Genomic DNA, 18,485 nt, shown 5'->3' with positions numbered 1-18,485 from the left:
CGAACGCCGCGCCGACCTCCACCAGGGCCTCCTGGAACTCGCCTGCAGCATCATCTGCCTCCGACGACTCCGACCTTCATTCTGAAACGATCAGTAAGCCTCCTGCGGGCCAGGTGAGTTGCAGGTACGGCCGCCTTCTCCGCACGCTCGTCCTGGCGGACGCGCCGTTGCGGCGCTGGTTACGGTCGTTCTGTTGGCAAGTGCCGCCTCAATCGATGCCTCCAGGGCGTCAGGTTCGGCGATGAGCCCCGTGCGGCGGAGATCGTCCTGGAGCAGGCATAGGGCGATGCGGCGTTTCGGCGGACCCTGTCGCAGACGACCGCATGAGCGACGGGTGTTGAGTGCGCCGGCTGGACGGGCGGTCAGTCGCGTCTTGCGGTCGAAGGGGGCGGGGTGCACGGCACCCTTGTGTGCATCGACCGTTTCGAGGGGCCCGATGGAATGCATGAGCTATTCAGCGAACTCTTGTTCGACTTGAAGGGGTCGGGAGGGTGACTTCCTCGGCTTGGTCGTCCATGTTGTGGCGTGTCTGCCGTCATGCGCTCTACGAACAACTCCTTCGCTGACGATGGTTTCGCCTGGGACGGCAGCCGCAAGAATTACCGGCCGCGCCGGGCCCTGCGCATCGCCGACGACAGTCCGAGCCGGCTGCTGTGTACTGCGCAGGGCGGCCGGTGTGATTTCTGCGGGAACCCTATTGAGTGGTACCAGCGCCCGGGCAGTACTGCTGTTCCGCTGCATCCGGTAGAGCTGCCCGCCGGGTCGGTGCCGCCGGTGGAGCGCTGGCATGTCTCTTCCGGTGTCGCTCATGCCTCCCATGACGGGAGCGCGTGGTGCCGCATCCGGCACCACGCGCTGTGTCCGGCCGGTCCGGCGGGCAACCGCAGCCCGCTTCTGGAGGAGATGTGCCGAGCCCTCGCGCTGAACTCCCGCCGCCTGCAAGATGCCGGCCTCTTCACGCCTCGGCCCGAGCAGCCGGCCCAGGCCGCGCCGGATCTGCCTGTCCGGCCGGTCGTGCGCATCATCGGCGCGCGCTATCTCGCCCCTGGTCCTGTCGAGGACGTCCAGTGTGTAGCCCGGACCCGCGCCAGGCGTCGTTGCTCCCTGCCGGTCCTGGACCCCGAGGCCGTGCCTGGTACGTGGCGGCTGGAGCTTGTCGATCCGCTTCTTCGCCCCGGCGACGGGCACCTGCCGGCCGATCCGGAGGTGATGGCCCTGTACGACCTCACGGGCTTGCCGTACGCCGAACAGCTGCGCTGGCGCGCCCAGCGCTGTACCGCTCACGTCGCTGTCCGCGGTGCTGCGGACAGCGCTCTGGTTGCCTGGGAGCCCTTTGACCCGGTCCGCCACCGCCTGTACATCCGCGACCGGCTTCCCGACCCATCGCTGCGGGGGCCCGCCCCGGGCCGTGGTTCGGGGTGAACCCGCTGCCCTCGAGTGACCGTTCCGCTCGGCTGCCCCGTCAGCGCACGCCCGGCGGCCACGACGACCACGCCCCTCGCCCAGCTCTCGCTGCGGATTCGCTGCCCCTGTCCTGGCCGTTTCGGAGGCCCCTGGTGTCCAAGACCTTGATCGGTACTCCCGACCCTGACCAGCCCCCGCCCGGGCCTGCCCTGGCCGATGAGCATGCCGAGCGCGTGGTCCTGGCCGCGTTGCTCCGCCACCCGCAGCTGGTCCCGTACCTGGTGGCGGTCCTGCACCGGCGTACTTCAGCAGCCCGTCTTGCCGGGAGGTCTTCCTTTCTGCGGCCGCCATCCACCATCACAAGGAGCCCTGCACTGCGGCGGCCGTCACGGCCGAACTCGCCCGGCGGCAGCGAACGAGGACGGCCGCCTTCCTCGAGCAGGCCAAGGTCCTGGTCACCGATCTTTCCCGTGCCGCGGCCCCGGCGGAGCCCGTGGTGGTGCACTACGCGGCGATCGTCCGGGACCTGGCCGCGCTGCGCCGCCATACGACTGCTCATCCCGAGGGTTTGCCGCCGGTGCCGATGCGCGGCTTCCTCATTGACGACGACACCACCTGACCACCCCTGCGCGCCCCAACCGCGCTCTCACAGATCGACGATGCTCAACGATGCTGCAGCCCACCGACGAACAAGTCCTGGCCGCCGATGCTTTCGCCACCGGGGATCACCTGGTGATCCAGGCCGGAGCCGGCACCGGAAAGACAACGACCCTCACCCAGCTCGCCGTCGGCACCTCCCGCCGCGGCCTGTATGTCGCGTTCAACCGGGCCATGGCCCAGGACGCCGCCGGCCGCTTCCCCGGCACGGTGCTGTGCAAGACCGCCCACTCCCTGGCCTACGCCGCCATCGGCCACCGCTACCAAGCCCGCCTGAACGGACCCCGCCTTCCCGGCCGCCACACCGCCGACGCGCTTGGCATCACCAAGCCCATGCGCATCGGCGACCGAACCGTGTATCCGGCCACGCTGACCTCCACGGCCCAGCGCACCGTGACCCGCTTCTGCCACTCCGCCGACCCCGTCATCGACCGCCACCACGTGCCCCCGCTACGCGGCCTGGACACCGAGGACCTGCACGCCGAACTCGCCCGCCGCATCCTGCCCTACGCCCGCGCCGCCTGGGCCGACCTGCAACACCCCGACACCGGCGCCGTCCGCTTCGAACACGACCACTACCTCAAAATCTGGGCCCTGTCCGACCCGAAACTGCGCACCGACTTCGTGCTCCTGGACGAGGCCCAGGACACCAACCCCGTCCTGGAACAGGTCCTGCTCAACCAGCGCGGGCACGCCCAGCTGGTCATGGTCGGGGACTCTGCGCAGGCCATCTACGGCTGGCGCGGTGCCAAGGACGTCATGACCGGCTTCGACGGCACCGCCCTGTCGCTGACCCGGTCCTTCCGGTTCGGGCCCCTGCTGGCGTTGGAGGCCAACCGGTGGCTGGCGATCGCCGACGCCCCGATCCGCCTGGAAGGCAGCCAGGCGATCCCCACCGAGGTCGGAAAGGTGACCCAGCCGGACGCGGTGCTGTGCCGCAGCAACATCGGCGCCATGGCCCAAGTCCTGCGCTTCCTTGCCCTCGGCCGCAGGGTCGCGCTGGCCGGGGGAGGAGCGGCCCTGCGGGCGCTGGCGCTGGCGTCACGCGACCTGAAAGACGGACGCAGCACCTCCCACCCCGAGCTGGTGCTGTTCACCTCCTGGGGCCAGCTGCAGGACTACGCCGAACACGATCCCGCGGGCAGTGACCTGCAGCCCCTGGTCGACCTCGTCGACCACCACGGCACCGACGCCATCGTGACCGCGGTCAACCGCCTGGTCTGCGAGCAGGACGCGCAAGTGACGGTGTCCACCGCGCACAAAGCCAAAGGCCGCGAATGGCCCCAGGTAGAGATCGCCGACGACTTCCACCCGCCCAAAGACAGCGACGAGACCGACGAGCACGGCAACCCCCTGCCCGGGCCGATCGACGAAGCCGACGCCCGCCTCGCCTACGTCGCCGTCACCCGCGCCCGCCGACGCCTCGACCGTGGTGGCTTGACCTGGATCAACGACCACCCTGACGGAAACCCCTAACCGGCAGGCCGCAAGGGCATTTGTTGAGGAAGGATGGTTACGGCCCGGGGCGTGGAGCAGTAGTCGCGCCTGTGATCCCCGCCGTCACGGCAGCGCACGGTCTGTCGGAAGCGACCCATGCGGAGGTACGGCAAGGGGAGTGGGCCAACCTGTCTGCGCGACAGATATGCAGGGCCAGCCCGGTGCGGTGCCGGGAACTGCTCGGCTTTGCCGTACCCGGCGATCAGCTCATGGCGTGGTGACGGTATGTCGTGCGACTGTTGGGTGACAGGCGGCAGGGAGGAGGGGGGCGGCAGATGCTGGCGGAAGCCCTGATGGCGCTGGCGTCGCTGGCCGGCAGCACGGTGGTGGCTGCTGCCACCACCGACGCGTGGGAGGCGGCCAGGCGCAACGTCGCCCGGCTGCTGGGCCGTGGCGACCCGAGGCAGGAACAGTTGACGGAGCGTCGGCTGGAGGAGACACGCCGGCAGCTGACAAGAGCGCAGGACGCGGATCTGGAGCAGACCCGTGCCTTCCAGGCGGAGCGATGGGCCGGGCGGCTGGCGGACCTGCTGGAAGAAGACCCGGGCGTGGAGGCTGACCTGCGGGCCCTGGTCGAGGAGATCCGGGCGGCGTTGCCGACCGGGGCGGTGTCCGCAGGGGATCACGCCGTCGCAGCGGGGCGGGATGTGAAGATCTCAGCATCTGATGGCGCGGTCGCAGCGGGGGTGATCCACGGGAACGTGGCGCCGCCGGGCCCTCCCGGGCCGGGCGCGGTCCAGGCCTGACCGCGCCCGGGGCCTCTGCTGGCAGCCCGGACGTTGCCACGGGCGCCTCGGTGCTGGCCCAGTACGGCGGCGTGGCTGTCGGTCACGCTGCATCGGTGATCGTCGGTGGACGGGCGTCGGTATCGTGGCCGTGGCGGGTCGGCGCAGTGCCCGGCCAGGCCGAATCATTCCAGCACCGTGGTGTCGCTGATGTGCTGGATGATGCGGTGGCAGACGACATGACGACGCCGCTGTGCCTCGTGCTGGCCGGGACTGGCGGGGTGGGCAAGACACAGTTGGCCGCCGCGCATGCGCGTGCTGCGTGGCAGGCGGGCACGGTCGATCTGCTGGCGTGGGTCACCGCTGGCAGCCGCGACGCCGTGGTGGCGGCGTATGCTCAGGCCGGCGCCGAGGTGGCGGGAGCTGATCCGGGCGACCCGCAACAGGCTGCGGGACGGTTCATCACGTGGCTGGAGACCACCGACCGGCGGTGGCTGGTCGTCTTGGACGATGTGGCCGACCCCGCCGACCTGCGTGGGTTGTGGCCACCGGTCGGCAGTCGCGGCCACGGCCGGGTGCTGGTCACCACCCGACGCCGCGATGCGGCGCTGACAGGAGAGGGTCGGCGACTGATCCACGTCGGCCTGTTCACCCCTGGTGAGGCCGGCGCCTACCTGACCGCCAAGCTCGCCGCCCATCAGCGGACAGACCATCCTGGCCAGATCGCGAACCTGGCCGCGGACCTGGGGTTCCTGCCACTGGCCCTGGCCCAGGCCGCGGCCTACCTGACCGACCGGGACCTGGACTGCGCGACCTACCGGGACCGACTGGCCGATCGCCGCCGGACCCTGCCCGACCTGGCCCCGGATGAAAGCGGCCTGCCCGACGACCACCGCACCGTGCTGGCCGCCACCTGGTCGCTGTCCACCGAGCAGGCCGACCGGCTGCGCCCGGCCGGGCTGGCACGCCCGATGCTTGAGCTGGCCAGCATGCTGGACCCCAACGGAATCCCCCAGACGGTACTCACCAGCCCGCCCACTTGCGCCTACCTGACCCGGTACCGCACCGCCAGCGGGGTCACCAGCGGCATTGGCGGCACAATCCCCGCAACGGGGCGGCAGGTTGATGCGGGGGACGCAGCCGACGCGCTGCGCTGCCTGAGCCGGCTCAGCCTGGCCGAACTCGACCCCGTCGCTGCGCACCGGGCGGTGCGCGTGCACAGCCTCATCCAGCGCGCCGCCCGCGAAAGCCTGTCCAAAGCCCGCCGCGGCCCGCTGGCACGTGCCGCCGGCGACGCTCTATTGGCCGCCTGGCCCGAGATCGAACGCGACATCGGCCTGGCCCAGGCACTGCGCTCCAGCGCGGCCACGCTGGCCCGCCGCACCTCAGACGAGCTGTGGCAGCCCGCGGTACACGAGATCATCTTCCGCGCCGGGGACAGCCTCAGCGAGGCTGGCCTGGCCGCAGACGCCGTCGCCTATTTCCGGCACGCGGTCGACCAGGCCGCACGAATACTCGGCCCGGACCATCCCAGCACGCTCCGGGCCCGGTACGCGCTCGGAAGATCGCGGGGGGAGTCCGGGGATTTCGCCGGCGCCGCCGACAGCCAGCGCGAGCTGCTTGCCGACCGGCTACGCGTGCTCGGCCCCGACCATCCCGACACCTTGGGCACCCGCGCTAGCCTCGCGTTCTGGCGGGGACATGGCGGAGATCCCGCCGGCGCGGCGGCCGACACGCACGCAGTGATCGCCGACATGGTCAGGGTGCTCGGCCCGGGCCACACCAGCACCTTGAGCGCACGGCACAACCTCGCCGACTGGCAGGGGAAGGCCGGTGACCCGGCCGGTGCGGCCGAAGCCTATGCCGAGCTGCTCACTGACTCGCTGCGAGTGCTCGGCCCAGACCACTTCGACACCTTGGACACCCGCCGCAACCTCGCGTATTGGCGCGGGCGGGCCGGCGCCGCCGCCGAGGCCGCTGCCGCCCTCGAACTGGTTGCCGCGGACTATTCTCGCGTGCTCGGACCGCATCACCCCGATGCCATGCACGCCCGGGACGACCTCGCGGACTGGCGCGGGCGGGCCGGCGACCCGGTTGGTGCCGTGGCCGCCTACGCCGAACTGCTGGGCGACCGGCTGCGCGTACTCGGCCCCGACCACCCCCACACGCTGACCAACCGCCACAACCTGGCGGAATGGCGGGGGCTCGCCGGTGACGCGGCCGCGGCTGCGGCGGACTTCCAAGAGCTTCTCGCCGATCAGACGCGGATCCTCGGCGCCGAACACCCCCATACCTTGAGCACCCGACACGACCTGGCGGGCTGGCAGGGGGAGGCGCACGGCGCAACTGCGGCCCTGGAAGTACTGGAAGCGCTCGCCGTCGACCGGCTGCACATCCTCGGGCCCGCGCACCCGGACACCCTGGCCACCCGACACAATCTCGCCTACTGGCGGGGGAGAGCGGGAGACGCGCCCGCAGCCGTGGCTGGGCTGCGGCAACTCCTCGACGACCAGGTACCCATACTCGGCCCGGACCACCCCAGCACCCTGGCCGTCCGGCATAACCTCGCCTACTGGCAGGCCCAGGCAGGAGACACCACAGGCGCCACGGCGGCATTCCGTGAGCTACTGGATCACCAGCTTCGCATCCTCGGCCCAAACCACCCCGACACCCTGGAAACCCGCCAGGACCTCGCCGAGCAGCGGGCAAAATCCGGTGACGTCACCGGAGCGATCGCCGACTTCCGGCAACTGCTCGCAGACCAGCAACGGGTCCTGCGACCTGGCCATCCCCACATCCTGGCCGCTCGCGCGCACCTAGCGGAGCTGTCTAGCCAGTGATGTTTTCTCAGCAGTGATCATTTCTAGGTTCTGTTGAGGACGAGGGCGGCGCGGGCGCTGTCGTCGATTCAGCTCGGGACAGTGACGTGCTGCAGGGCGCCAGCGCTGTTTGAGTTCGGCGGCAGCGTGTTCGCCGAGGGCTCGCATGTCTGTGATCAGACCGTTCGTGGTTCGTGTGGCCATCGCGGAGCTGGGCGTGACCGTCCTGGCGGGTTGAGGACTCCTTGTGGCGGGCGGGGCACCCATGCGCTTTGTGAACGCCCAGGGGCCGCGGACCGTGTCGGCGCGCGGTCCCTGAACGGTGCAGGGTGACCGCGATTAGGCGCTGTTAGAGGCAGCCGGAACCGCATCGGCTACCTCAGACATCCAGCGCGCGCCGGGGAACCGAAGGTGGACCTGCTGTGCTGGACCCCGTTGGCGCCCCGGCCTCACCCCGACGAACCAAATGGTGGAGAACTCCCGGAGCACCTGCTCTGCAAGCACGGCGTCCGCGGACACCTGAGGAAAATCGACGGGGAGGCATCCTCGGAAGCAGTCGCTGCCTTCCGGCACGACTACGACCTCGCCCGCCTCGTCGGCAGCAACGCACTGCCGTCCGGTATGACGTACGTCCGCCATCACCAACGTGGCACCTGAGCATAGAGGCCCCAGGGAGGCTTCGCGTTGCCCGGCCGTGATCAGCAGCGGCCGGCTGGGCCTATTCGACCGCCAAGTGGAGCTTGGTGGCCATGCGCATGGGGGGGCGGGGAGGCGATGTCCGCCTGCCGTGGGCAGGTAGAGCGGCCACTGCGTCGGCTGCGCGCGATGTGATAGGGCAGTGGTGTGCTCCCGGTCGGCGGGTTCGACGCCGTCGATTACTTCCGGGGCCGGTATCCGCTCCTCGGTGACCGTGCCGGCGAGCGTGCCGTGGATCGGTGCATGTCAGGTGGAGGCGGCCTCTATGCCATTGAGGGCGTCCCGTTCCTCTTGGCGTAGCCGGTTCCGCTCTCGTACCTGGGCGCAGAAGGTGCGCAGTGCTTCGGGGTCGGCGGCGGTCTCGCTGTCCACGACGGTGCGTGAGCCGTCGCCGACCTCGACGATCTGCTGGTCCATGCGGCCGCTGCCGAGGATGCCCATGATGGTCAGCCACTCATCGTGGACGGCCGGGGTCAGGTCGATGTCCAGGTGGCGCTTGGAGGGGGGATCGTCCGGGCTGATGGGCTCGGTCATTGCCTCGAGCAGGGTGAAAGTAAGGACGCGCAGGTCTGTGTACTCCTTGGGGTCCATGAGGCCTTCGAGTGTGTCGAGGTAAAGCCGGGCCAGTTCGTGGGCCTTCGGACCTGGCGTGGCGCCGGTGCTCTCGTGGTCAGGCAAGGAGGTACCCTCTCGTCTCTTTACGTCTTTTCGCGTCGGGTATCGGCAGGCGAGCAACTTATAGGAGGGTGCGGACACTAACGCGCATCATCCTGCCGCGTAGGCGCTCGGATGCATTACCCGCGCCAGCCGGGCGAGTTCGGCGTCGGAGACCGGCCGCCTGGTTCCCTATTTCGATGAGGACGCTGTGCCGGACGTCGGCAGCCTAGCCAGCGTGAGCCTCATGTCGGAACCGACCTCATAACCTGCCCGAACCGATCAGGGCGCCGCCCAATGCCCTCACGTCGCGGGCGGCGGCACCGTACGTGCCGCCCGCGGAAAGGCAGAGGACGCCGGCAAGTCTCGCCCCTGGTCCGGCTGCGGTCGGACCAGGGGCGAGGCGAGCGCGCCTACGTCTACGCGGCCTGCGCGGGGAACACGACCACCGAGCCGTCCTGGTTGCGGGCGATCTCGATCGCCACGTCTGTCGCGCGGCTGTTGCCCATGACGCCGTCGCCCAGCTTGCGAATCCGGCTTGCCGTGCGCATCAGGCGATCGACTTCACCGGTCGTGAGGACGGGCCGGAAACTGTTCGAGCGCGTCAACTCCAGTGCCGACAGGCGTTCCAGGACACCGGCGATGCTCGACTCCAGTTCGTCGAGGCGCTGCTGGTCGGCCTTGAGTGCGCGGGCGAAGTTCGCGAACAGGTTGCCGGGGTCGCTCTGGGCATGATCAACAGCCTGCAGAACGATGACCCGACGCTTCAGCGCGATGGCCAAGTCGGCGAGTTCCAGGTGGGTGCGGAACGTGCCGCCGTCGTCGTCGACGCCGGGGAACAACTTGGTCAGCGTGTCGATTTCGACGGCCTTGCCGTCGGGCAGCTCGTCAAGTGTGCTCTGCCACTTGGTGAGGCGCCGGTCAGCGGCGGCCAGCGCCTTGCCGATGGCATGCACTGCCGAGTCCAGTCCCAGCGAGACACCGAGCTTGCCCTGGTCGAGCAGAATGGCGGTGGCCTTGTCGATGGCATCGCGGCAGCCGTCGAGTTCGCTGCGCTCGTCATCGAGCTTCTGGTCATGCAGCTGCTCAAGCAGTTCCGTGATGCGTGCGATGGCCTGCTGGCGCTGGTGGTCGGCATGCGCGCTCACCCCCACCGCCACGGCCATGAGCACGAGCGGCGCGGCCACGGTCAGCGCCGCGCTGCCGGCCACCGCTACGCCGGCTGTCGCACCAGCTCCACCGGCTGCGCCCGCCGCTGCCGCTTTACCGACGGGCACGAACACCGCCCCGTCGACGATCGTGCCCTTCGAGTTCACGAATGCACCGCGGATGCCATTGGCCACACCCTTCGCCGCCATCGGGCGGACGATGCCCTTCCCGAGCAGGGCGGCAGTCTTCGCCGGAACCACCATGCGATACAGGTTTTCACCGGCGGCGGTCGCCTTGGCCGCCACAGAGGAACTCTTCGCTGATTGCGTGATGAGCTGCGACAGGTGCTGCGCCAGGGGACTCGCGGCATCGAGCGGGATCCCTCGGCCGCGATCGAGAGTGGCGGACAGCGGACGCACCTCGAGTGTGGCGATCGGCTCGTCGGCCAGAGCGGCCAGCACACCGCGCAGTTCGGTCAGGCGCTCAGCCGTCATCGGCCCGTCTCCGGCCAATGCGGGCACCCGGACGTCTCCGGTCGCCAGCGTCCACACCGGAACGATCGCCTCGCGGTCGTCAGTCATCGTCTCCCCCTCGTTTTCCAGCGACAGCCTGAGGCTGACGTTCGACAAGAACAGCATGAACCTTGTGTATTCAACTACGGGCACCGTCTGCCAGTGAACTGACGGCCCAGCAACGCAAGGATGCACCGGAGACCCTGAAGGTGCGGGGTGGCGGGTGGGACCGGCAGCCCGTGGTGCGGCCCGACGAGGAGAACCTCGTCGGGCACGCGAGGGTCGTACTGATGCGGAAGATCGCGGACCCAAGTGGGCTCACAGCCGCCCTGACCGCGGCGCTCCCACGGGGCACGGGCCAGGCCGACGGGATCGCGGCACGGTCCTGGCACAGCTTGCGTGCGCGAACGTGCTGGTCTTCCCGCAGCCTGACGCCGAGCACCCTGCGGCGCACCTTGCAGGGCGATCAGCTAGCAACGGCAACGGCCATCCAGTGCCAGGGCTTCCCCGCGCGTTGACCGCTGAACTCGCCCAGGGTCCTCCACCCACTTCGCCATTTCCCACCACCGTGGTACTTGGCACGGCAGGAGCAGGTGCACAGAAAGCCCCGGGCGTTCTGGCAGGACGAGTTGCACCTTTCACGCGGGTTGTACTCACGGCCGATGAGGACGCTCGGGTACCTGCGGATCAGCTCCCGGCTTATGCGGGGGAAGTGAGCGCCGGCAACCGTCCAACACCCCTCGTGGCCGTTCCACCGGAACGATCGATCGCTGCCGACCCAGTCCCTGAGTTTCCGCTCGTGCTCCCACATCGTGTGAGCTGGGAACCAGACACCGAACCACCCATTGGCGGGCAAGCCGATTGTCGGCAGATGCTCACCGCGATAATCCGGGATCCACTCAGGGGGCTTGAGGTAAACGGGCTGCTTCGGCCGATCACGCCTGCGTCTTTTGCCCGCGATCTGCTGGCTCCGTTGAGGACCGGGCCCCCACTCGACCGATACGAGTGCGGCGAGCTGACCGGAGGCATGGCAGGGGAGGCGACTGAGCAGCCTGTCATGGGCGACCACACGGCCGTCCTGGTCGACCTCGATGATGCTGCGGCACTTCAAACATGTGCGAATGGGCCTTCCGCCGCCCACAGGGACCCCCTTGATTGCGCTGAGTGCCTTGCGAAAACAGTTGATCGCCATTGGGCCCACCGCCGCGTCAGGGCCTTTCAGAGGCGATGACGGGGTGGGTGCGTTTCGTTGCAGTGACCACCGCCCCCGCAAGGCACGACGGAGCAGATCAACGGGCGACCTGCCGGTCCGTTGGGGCTGAACTCTCTGGCGCCGCCCGAGCAAGGCACGCTTCCCCTGACGAGGGAGCCAGCCGCCTCGTCGATAGGGGCCGCGCACAGCGTGCCTCGTCCGTTGCCTAGCGGATCGGCGGCAAGCGCGGCCGATCAGGGCGCGGGGTCGGTCTTGGCGGTGTCGTTGACATTGGTCAGGCAGGCCTTCATGAAGGCGTCGCGGTGGATGGTGCCGCCGTGGGGCATCTGCGAGATCTGTGCGTACTGCTGCGAGCAGGTGCTGTCGTTCGCGGTGAAGGTCATGTTGCCGTCGTCGGCGTACACGCCCCCCGATATGACGCCGGACGCGTAGGCGCCGAGCAGCGTTGAACGGCCGAACACGGGCTTGTCCACAGTCTTGGTGAGCGTATGGGTGACGACCTTGGGCGGGCGAGACTCGGCCTGATGGGCACGGTGGTCGGCAGCAGCCGCCTGGCGGCGGGCGGTGGCGAGCGCAGAGTGGGTTCTGACGTGGTCCACCGTGGCCACGGTCACGGACAGGGCGGTCAACCCGCAGGCGGCAATAGCAATGATCTTGGCTCGGTTCACGGTTGTCCTTCGGTCAGGAATCGGAGGGTGAAAACCACGCCGCAGGTCGTGACCGGGGCGGCGCGGAGGCGGCGGAGCATCGCCTCGCGGCCGCACTCGAAGGCGTACTGACCTGCTTCGGGCAGTCAGTCAGCCGGCCTTAGGTCGGTCCCCTTGCCGCTGAAGAAGGAGCTGCCGACCGTCATCAGCACCTCCCTGAACGGGCAGATTCGGATTGCAGACGGTGCCGGATCTTGGGGCTGCACGGTTGAACCAACCAAGGCCCACCGTCACGGATCGGATCGGCCGGGCCTTGGTCGAAGAGATCAGTAGTTGGCGTTGGCGATGAGGTCGCCGTCCTGGCCGTAGACGGTCACGATCCCGTTCTCGGACTCGTAGCAGGACGTGAACGCAGAGGCGATGAGCTTCGCGTCACCCTGGTTGTCGCTCATCAGCCCGCCGGTGAAGTCGGTGTAGACCTCGGCCGAGTCGAGGATGTCGTTCCGCTTGTCTGCGCCGGTCACCTTCGTCACGTGCTGGACGGCCTTCTTCTCCGTGGCCGTACCGGACTTGGCGACGCAGGCCTTGAACTGCTCGGCCTGCGTCTTCGTCTTCTGCGCGGGCGGCGCCTCGGCCTTGTCGGACTTCGGCGTGCGGCTGACGGTGACGGCCTTGTCCTTGGCGCCGGTGTCGGTGGAGTCACCGTTTCCGCCGCCGAACGCAGCGGCGATGCCGATCAAAACAAAGAGGGCGACGACGCCGAGGCAGCCGAAGCCGACGATCTTCCCCGCCTTCGACTTCTTCGGCGGCTGCGGCTGGAACGGCGCAGTGCCGTAGCCCTGCTGCTGCGGGCCGCCCCAACCGGGCTGGGGCTGCTGCGGGTACTGCTGCTGGTTCATGGTCCCTCCAGGGGATGTAGATGCACCTTGCGGGTGCGTGTGACTTGTGAGGCTGGAATGTGCTCAGGCGGCCTGGGAGCGCCGGTAGTCGGTGAGGGCTCCGGTGGCCCACATCGGGACCAAGCGCGGGAGCTCGGTGGGCGGGACGGCCCCGCGCACGCAGCGCAGGCCGAGCTTGGCCAGGGAGTCGGCGGCCTCGTTGAGGGGGTGGCCGACGTGGGCCTTCTCGTGGACGAACGTCAAGTGAGGGGTGTACTCGGTGAGCAGCTGCAGCTTGAGCAGGCTGGGCTTGCGGCCCTGGGAGCGCAGGTGGGTGTCGTAGCCCTCGGGCATGTCCGTCCCGCCCTGCTGCCAGCCGTGCAGATGCCGCAGCGCCTGCAGGTTGTCTACGCGGACCTCAATGGGCCGGCCGGGGTGCGTGTGGAGGACCGCCTTGAGTCCCCAGTACACGGCGCGCAGTTCGGTGACGACCACGCGGGAGTGGGGGCGCACGAGGTACTTCGGGTAGAGGTGGGCGCGCAGACCGGTGTGGCCGGTGGTGGCGAGGTAGCCGGAGGCCACTCGGTCCGGGCCGACCGAGGCGTCTGTGGCCAGCACGATCGGCCCGGCGACGGCTTTGACCTTGTCGTTCACGCACACCTGGCGGCGAGTGGACGTGGTGGGGTGGGGTGCGTGGGCGAGGGGAGAACGACGACCCATGACAGTTGCCTCCTTGTCTTCGCAACGGTGCAGCGGGAGAGAGGGCGGGCGCGCGTGACGCCCGCCGAGCGTGGTCGTGTGGGTCAGGCGCCGTCACCGTGTTTGCAATGACTTGTGGAGCCCGGCAGATGTGGTCGGGCTGCCCTGTTGCTGGTGGGTCAGATGGCAGCGGGCGCCTTCCTGTACCAGTCCGTGATCACCTTGGTCAGGTGCACGACGTTTTGCTGACGCATGATCGGGGCGGAGGCGTTCGGCTCGAAGTCCTCGTTCGTGTCCGTGGTACGCCAGATGCTGTCCTCGGTGACCGGGGCAGTCATGTGCCGGTCGAGCCGCTTGAAGAACTCCTGGATGTCACCGTCTTCGGCTCCGGACTCGCGCAGGTTGCGGTAGACGCCGCCCAGGACGCGGAGCATGCCCACCGAGCCCAGGAGCGAGGACTCGCGCAGCTTCATGGCCTTGGTGGGGGGCGCCGGCGGCTCGTTCTTCTTCTTCTCGGAGAGCGAGGGGTCGTAGTTGTCCACGTCTTCCTCGGTGATCTCCGCGAGCGCGGTGAAAGCGATGGAGATGACGTCCAGGAAGCCGCGGACGCTCTCGATGACCTCGTTGTCGGTCAGCGACTCGACCTTCTTGCTGACGCGGCCACCGGGACCGGCGATGACGGCCCGCGTGATGTCGGCGACGTGCTTGGCGCCCATCAGGTTGCGGTTGGTCAGGGTCATCCGGTCCCGCTCGATGTCGATCTTGCCCAGGAAGAGGGGGTGGGTGACGATGTCGCTGAGCGTGCGGTTGGCGATGCGCGAGGTGTCGAAGCGGGCCCGGACGGCACCGGAGATGCCCTTGGCGTTGTCCGCGACGTCGACGAACATCTGCTGGCCCTTGACGCCGTCGGGCTCCACGTAGATGTCGATGCCGACGAACTCGTCCTTGAGTCGCTGCATTCGGCCGATCAGAGCCTCGCGGTCCTGCTCCAGCTTCGCCTTCTTGGCCTCGTTGGCGCGGTGGATCTCCCGGTCGATGCGGGAGACCTCGTCCGTGATGCGCTTCTTCTCCAGGTGGACGCCGAGGATGCGGTGCTGGCCGTCGATCGTGATCAGGCGTCCGATGCCGCCGATGGACCACGGGACGGTCAGGTAGCCGACCGAGCCGTCTTCGCTGATCGGCTCGAAGCGGCAGCCACCGGTGTCGCGGATGAGGAGGGCGGGAGCCACCCAGCCGGGGTTGTCGGCGAGGTACTGGCCGAAGCCCTTGGCGTGGGTGATGTCCACCTTTCGGTTGTCCGGGTCCGGCTTGGCCGGGTCCGGGATGGTGAGGATGACCGAGAGGTCGGAGAGCGGGATGCGCGTCGTGTAGACGGTCCGGCCGCCCTGGCTGGTGCAGATCGCCAGGTAAGTGGACTCCTCACGCACCAGGGAGAGGCGCGACGAGTCGACAGTGATGGTCACGGATGACTTCCTTTCCGAGCAGGTAGCCCTCGGGGGGCAGCGGGCGAGAGGGCGGGCAGCACGTGACGCCCACCGGGTGGGGCGAGTGGGTCAGGCGCCGGCAGCGGTCGCCGGGTGCACCTGGCTGTAGACGGTGAGGAACAGCTCCAGGTCGGCGCGTTCGTCGGGCGCGACGTGGCCGGAGGTGAGGCGGGCGTGGGCATCGCGGCGGGCGCGGCGCAGGTAGCTGCTGCGCTCCAGGTGGTGCCACAGGAGGCGGAATGCCTGCTGGTGGTCATAGAGGGTGGTCTCGTAGGACGTGCCGGTGATGTGGCGGGCCTGGACCAGCAGGGCCCGGAAGTTCTCCCCGGCGTCGCGCTTCAGCAACTGCGCCAGATGGCGGCGGTACACGGTCAGTTCGGGCTCGCCCGTCTCGGTCAAACAGGTTTCTCCACTCGTGAGACTTCGTCTGTTGTCCCGAGGCAGGCCGTGGCGGCCGGCTCGAGGGGCGCTTCCGCCGACCCTGCCGCCGGAAGCGTCTACAGATAAGCATCATAGTGAAAGCACTGTCAAACCCTATTTATGAAATTAGCCGGTGGTGTAAGGTGGTTGCTGTCCCCGGTGAGGGGCGGGAACGCGTCATGGCCCAGCCATCAGCCCAGGTGACAGCCGCGGAGATCTCCCGCATCGCGGGAGTCACGCGCGCCACCGTCAGCAACTGGCGCCGCCGCCACGACTCCCCAGCGCCAGCCGGCAGCACCGACACCAGCCCGCTCTACGACCTGGAAACCGTGCGCGCCTGGCTACCCTCCCGCGGCCAAACCGCCGCCGCAGCCCCCGCCGAGGAGCTCCGCACCCAGCTGCGACTGCGCCCCGCGGGCGCTGACTCAGCCGCACCGCTGCTCCCCCTGGTCCTCGCCACCTCCCGCCGCTCCCCGCAAGAGCTGACCTCGCTGGCCGACCTACCGGATGCCGACCTTGCCGCGCGCGAACGCCGCTGTCGCCGAGCTCGCCGACGCACTGCCGCAGACCGAGGCCGCGCCCCCTTCACGGCAGCCGACGCAGGCATCGCGCGGGCGCTGATCCACTGCGTACGCGAGCAGGGCGCCCAAGCCACGCTCGACGTACTGGCCGAGCGGGAACTAGAGGACAGCGCCTCAAACACGCGAGTGAAAGCACTGTCAATCATTTATCGGGTTGATCGACGGTGTAGACTCTTGGCAGTCAACTCGCCCGCCCAGGTCAGGAACGCGATGCCGAACTCATCCGCGCAGGTGACCGCAGCTGAGATCTCGCGGCTCGCCGGCGTCACGCGTGCCACGGTCAGCAACTGGCGCCGCCGACATGCGGATTTCCCGACGCCAGTCGGCGGCACGGAGGCCAGTCCGCTTTACGACCTTGAAGCTGTCCGGGCATGGCTGCACGCGCGAGGACACGGCACCGCCGCCTCACCCGCGGAGGAATTGCGCGCCGCCCTGCGCCTGTCCTCCGGCGGTGGAAGCGCCGCGACGCCGCTGCTGCCCATGGTGCTCGCCGCGGCCCAACGCGACCAGGCTGAACTGACCGCGCTGAGTGAGTTGCCGGACGCGGAACTGGCGACTCGGTCCCATGCCGCCGTCACCGCACTCGCGGAGACCATGCCCGACCCCGCATCGGTCACCTACACCCCCACTGACGCCTCCCTGCTGCGCGCGCTGCTGCACTGCGTACGCGACGACGGCAGCCGGGTAGCCCTCGACGTCCTGGCCGAGCGTGAACTGGAGGACAGCGCAGCCACCGGCGCCTACCCAACCCCCGAGCCGCTGGCCGACCTCATGGCCCGCCTTCTCGCGCCCGGTGCAGACCCGTACCCGGCCCGGGTCCTGGACCCGGCATCCGGCAGCGGCAGCCTGCTTGCCGCCGCCGTACATCACGGAGCCGCCGAACTGTTCGCCCAGGACTCGCTTCCCGTGCAGGCCCAGCGCAGCGCCGTACGACTGCGCCTGGCATCGCCTGACGCGGAGGTCTGCGTGCGGGCAGGGGACAGCCTGCGCGCCGACGCCTTCCCCGACCTGACCGCTGACGCGGTGCTGTCCAACCCCCCCTACGGGGATCGCGACTGGGGTCACGACGAACTTGCCTATGACCCGCGCTGGGCCTACGGCGTGCCGCCCCGCGCCGAGTCCGAACTTGCCTGGGTCCAGCACGGCCTCTCCCACCTGGCACCGGGCGGCCTGGCGGTCATGCTGCTGCCGCCGGCCACCGCCTCACGCGCCTCCGGCCGCCGGGTACGCGCTGAACTACTGCGCGGCGGCGCACTACGCGGCGTTCTCGCGTTGCCGCCGGGAGCGGCCACACCGTTCCACGTCGGACTGCAGCTGTGGATCCTCCAACGCCCTGAACCCGGTGGTGACGAGCGGCAGACCGTGCTTTTCGTAGACCTCTCAGGTGACCAGGCGACAGCCGATCGCACCTCGACCCGGCCACGGGCCGGTCAGACGGCACTGGACTGGGAAGTCCTGACCGAGCGGGCTCTCGGGGCCTGGCAGGCATTCAGATCGGACCCCTCAGGGTTCACCGACGACCCCGGCACTTCACGCGCGGTGCCTGTCATCAACCTCCTCGACGACCTCGTCGACCTCACCCCCGCCCGCCACGTCCGCGTCACCCCGCCCGCCGCCGACCCCGAGCACGTTGCAAAGCAGGCCGACGAGATGAGCGAGCGTCTAGGGCGCAGCATCACGGCATTGGCCGACGCGTCAACCGCTCTGGCCGCCTGGCCGCCAGCGGTGGGTGAATCACGGAGGTGGCGTACGGCGACCGTCGCCGACCTCGCACGCGGCGCCGCCCTGTCGGTACTGCGAGCAGCCCCCGCCGCACGAGGGGTCAACGACGCTAATCTGCCGGAGGAGTACGCGGGCCGGCCCATCCTCACCGCGGGCGACGTCGCGTCCGGCGCCCGCGTCTCGAGCAGCCACGACGAGCAACGCCTGGCCCACACCACCTTCATTGAGGTAGGAGACATCCTGGTGCCGCGCATCGTCAGCGCCCACGGCACGCGGGCCCGGGTCGCCGACGAGCAGGACGCAGGCTGCCTGCTTGGCCTCAACGTTCACCTCTTCCGCCCGGACCGGAATCGCCTCGACCCCTGGTTCATGGCCGGCTTCCTGGCCGCCGAGGACAACGTCAGTAGCGCCTCCAGCGGAGCCACCTCCGTACACCTCGACCCCGGACGGCTACGTGTTCCACTACTGCCACTGGTCGAGCAACGCCGGTACGGCCAGGCATTCCGGCGCCTGCACGAACTGCGCACAGCCGCACAGCAAGCCGCAAACCTGGCTGCGGACGGCGCCGACCTGCTGACCGCCGGGCTCACCAGCGGCACACTGCTCCCGCCGGAAACTGATTCCGCCTGACTGATCGTTTCAGAATGAAGGTCGGAGTCGTCGGAGGCAGATGATGCTGCAGGCGAGTTCCAGGAGGCCCTGGTGGAGGTCGGCGCGGCGTTCGTAGC

13 protein-coding genes are annotated in these 18,485 nt (G+C 69.3%); 6 read left to right on the top strand and 7 right to left on the bottom strand.

Features of this window, described 5'->3' with window-relative positions:
* Nucleotides 1-537: 537 nt before the first annotated feature.
* From PV410_RS44180 to PV410_RS44160, 5 genes are all read left to right on the top strand, one after another.
* The gene (locus tag PV410_RS44180; RefSeq protein ID WP_500332321.1) at nucleotides 538-1,422 is read left to right on the top strand and encodes a DUF6083 domain-containing protein; all 885 of its coding nucleotides are present in this window, start codon (nucleotides 538-540) and stop codon (nucleotides 1,420-1,422) included.
* A 478-nt stretch (nucleotides 1,423-1,900) separates the two neighbouring features.
* Nucleotides 1,901-2,023: a hypothetical protein gene (locus tag PV410_RS44175; RefSeq protein ID WP_500332320.1), complete on the top strand. Its 123-nt coding sequence runs from the start codon at nucleotides 1,901-1,903 to the stop codon at nucleotides 2,021-2,023.
* 53 nt (nucleotides 2,024-2,076) lie between these two features.
* On the top strand, nucleotides 2,077-3,537 hold the full coding sequence (locus PV410_RS44170; protein WP_500332324.1) for a UvrD-helicase domain-containing protein: 1,461 nt from the start codon (nucleotides 2,077-2,079) through the stop codon (nucleotides 3,535-3,537).
* Between the two features lie 296 nt (nucleotides 3,538-3,833).
* Nucleotides 3,834-4,304, top strand: coding sequence for a hypothetical protein (locus tag PV410_RS44165; protein ID WP_500332319.1), 471 nt, complete (start codon nucleotides 3,834-3,836; stop codon nucleotides 4,302-4,304).
* 50 nt (nucleotides 4,305-4,354) lie between these two features.
* On the top strand, nucleotides 4,355-7,123 hold the full coding sequence (locus tag PV410_RS44160; protein ID WP_500332318.1) for a tetratricopeptide repeat protein: 2,769 nt from the start codon (nucleotides 4,355-4,357) through the stop codon (nucleotides 7,121-7,123).
* A 921-nt stretch (nucleotides 7,124-8,044) separates the two neighbouring features.
* On the opposite strand, the gene PV410_RS44155 is transcribed toward PV410_RS44160, so the two are convergent.
* The 7 genes from PV410_RS44155 to PV410_RS44125 form a co-directional block, all read right to left on the bottom strand.
* Entirely contained in the window at nucleotides 8,045-8,476 is a 432-nt protein-coding gene (locus PV410_RS44155; RefSeq protein ID WP_500332317.1) for a hypothetical protein, read from the bottom strand.
* A gap of 395 nt (nucleotides 8,477-8,871) precedes the next feature.
* Nucleotides 8,872-10,182: a hypothetical protein gene (locus tag PV410_RS44150; RefSeq protein ID WP_500332323.1), complete on the bottom strand. Its 1,311-nt coding sequence runs from the start codon at nucleotides 10,180-10,182 to the stop codon at nucleotides 8,872-8,874.
* Nucleotides 10,183-11,559: 1,377 nt separating this feature from the next.
* On the bottom strand, nucleotides 11,560-11,994 hold the full coding sequence (locus tag PV410_RS44145; RefSeq protein WP_500332316.1) for a hypothetical protein: 435 nt from the start codon (nucleotides 11,992-11,994) through the stop codon (nucleotides 11,560-11,562).
* A gap of 305 nt (nucleotides 11,995-12,299) precedes the next feature.
* On the bottom strand, nucleotides 12,300-12,872 hold the full coding sequence (locus PV410_RS44140; protein WP_500332315.1) for a hypothetical protein: 573 nt from the start codon (nucleotides 12,870-12,872) through the stop codon (nucleotides 12,300-12,302).
* A gap of 63 nt (nucleotides 12,873-12,935) precedes the next feature.
* Entirely contained in the window at nucleotides 12,936-13,571 is a 636-nt protein-coding gene (locus PV410_RS44135; protein WP_500332314.1) for a ribonuclease HI, read from the bottom strand.
* 158 nt (nucleotides 13,572-13,729) lie between these two features.
* Nucleotides 13,730-15,013 carry a DNA sulfur modification protein DndB gene (locus tag PV410_RS44130; protein ID WP_500332313.1) on the bottom strand — a complete coding sequence of 428 codons (1,284 nt, stop codon included), beginning with the start codon at nucleotides 15,011-15,013 and terminating at the stop codon, nucleotides 13,730-13,732.
* Nucleotides 15,014-15,103: 90 nt separating this feature from the next.
* Nucleotides 15,104-15,433, bottom strand: a complete 330-nt coding sequence (locus PV410_RS44125) for a hypothetical protein (protein ID WP_500332312.1) — start codon at nucleotides 15,431-15,433, stop codon at nucleotides 15,104-15,106.
* 812 nt (nucleotides 15,434-16,245) lie between these two features.
* Between PV410_RS44125 and PV410_RS44120 the strand changes: the two genes are divergently transcribed.
* Entirely contained in the window at nucleotides 16,246-18,387 is a 2,142-nt protein-coding gene (locus PV410_RS44120) for an N-6 DNA methylase (RefSeq protein WP_500332322.1), read from the top strand.
* Nucleotides 18,388-18,485: the final 98 nt, after the last annotated feature.

Source organism: Streptomyces sp. PA03-5A (assembly GCF_033792725.1).
GTDB lineage: Bacteria > Actinomycetota > Actinomycetes > Streptomycetales > Streptomycetaceae > Actinacidiphila.
Note: the sequence above shows the minus strand (reverse complement) of the source record. Positions and strands in the feature narration are given on the sequence as shown.

Bases quoted from the DNA above. Each gene is read 5' to 3' on its own strand.
- PV410_RS44180 (WP_500332321.1), top strand. From the start codon at position 538: ATGCGCTCTACGAACAACTCCTTCGCTGACGATGGTTTCGCCTGGGAC.
- PV410_RS44135 (WP_500332314.1), bottom strand. From the start codon at position 13,571: ATGGGTCGTCGTTCTCCCCTCGCCCACGCACCCCACCCCACCACGTCC.
- PV410_RS44140 (WP_500332315.1), bottom strand. From the start codon at position 12,872: ATGAACCAGCAGCAGTACCCGCAGCAGCCCCAGCCCGGTTGGGGCGGC.
- PV410_RS44120 (WP_500332322.1), top strand. From the start codon at position 16,246: ATGCCGAACTCATCCGCGCAGGTGACCGCAGCTGAGATCTCGCGGCTC.
- PV410_RS44150 (WP_500332323.1), bottom strand. From the start codon at position 10,182: ATGACTGACGACCGCGAGGCGATCGTTCCGGTGTGGACGCTGGCGACC.
- PV410_RS44165 (WP_500332319.1), top strand. From the start codon at position 3,834: ATGCTGGCGGAAGCCCTGATGGCGCTGGCGTCGCTGGCCGGCAGCACG.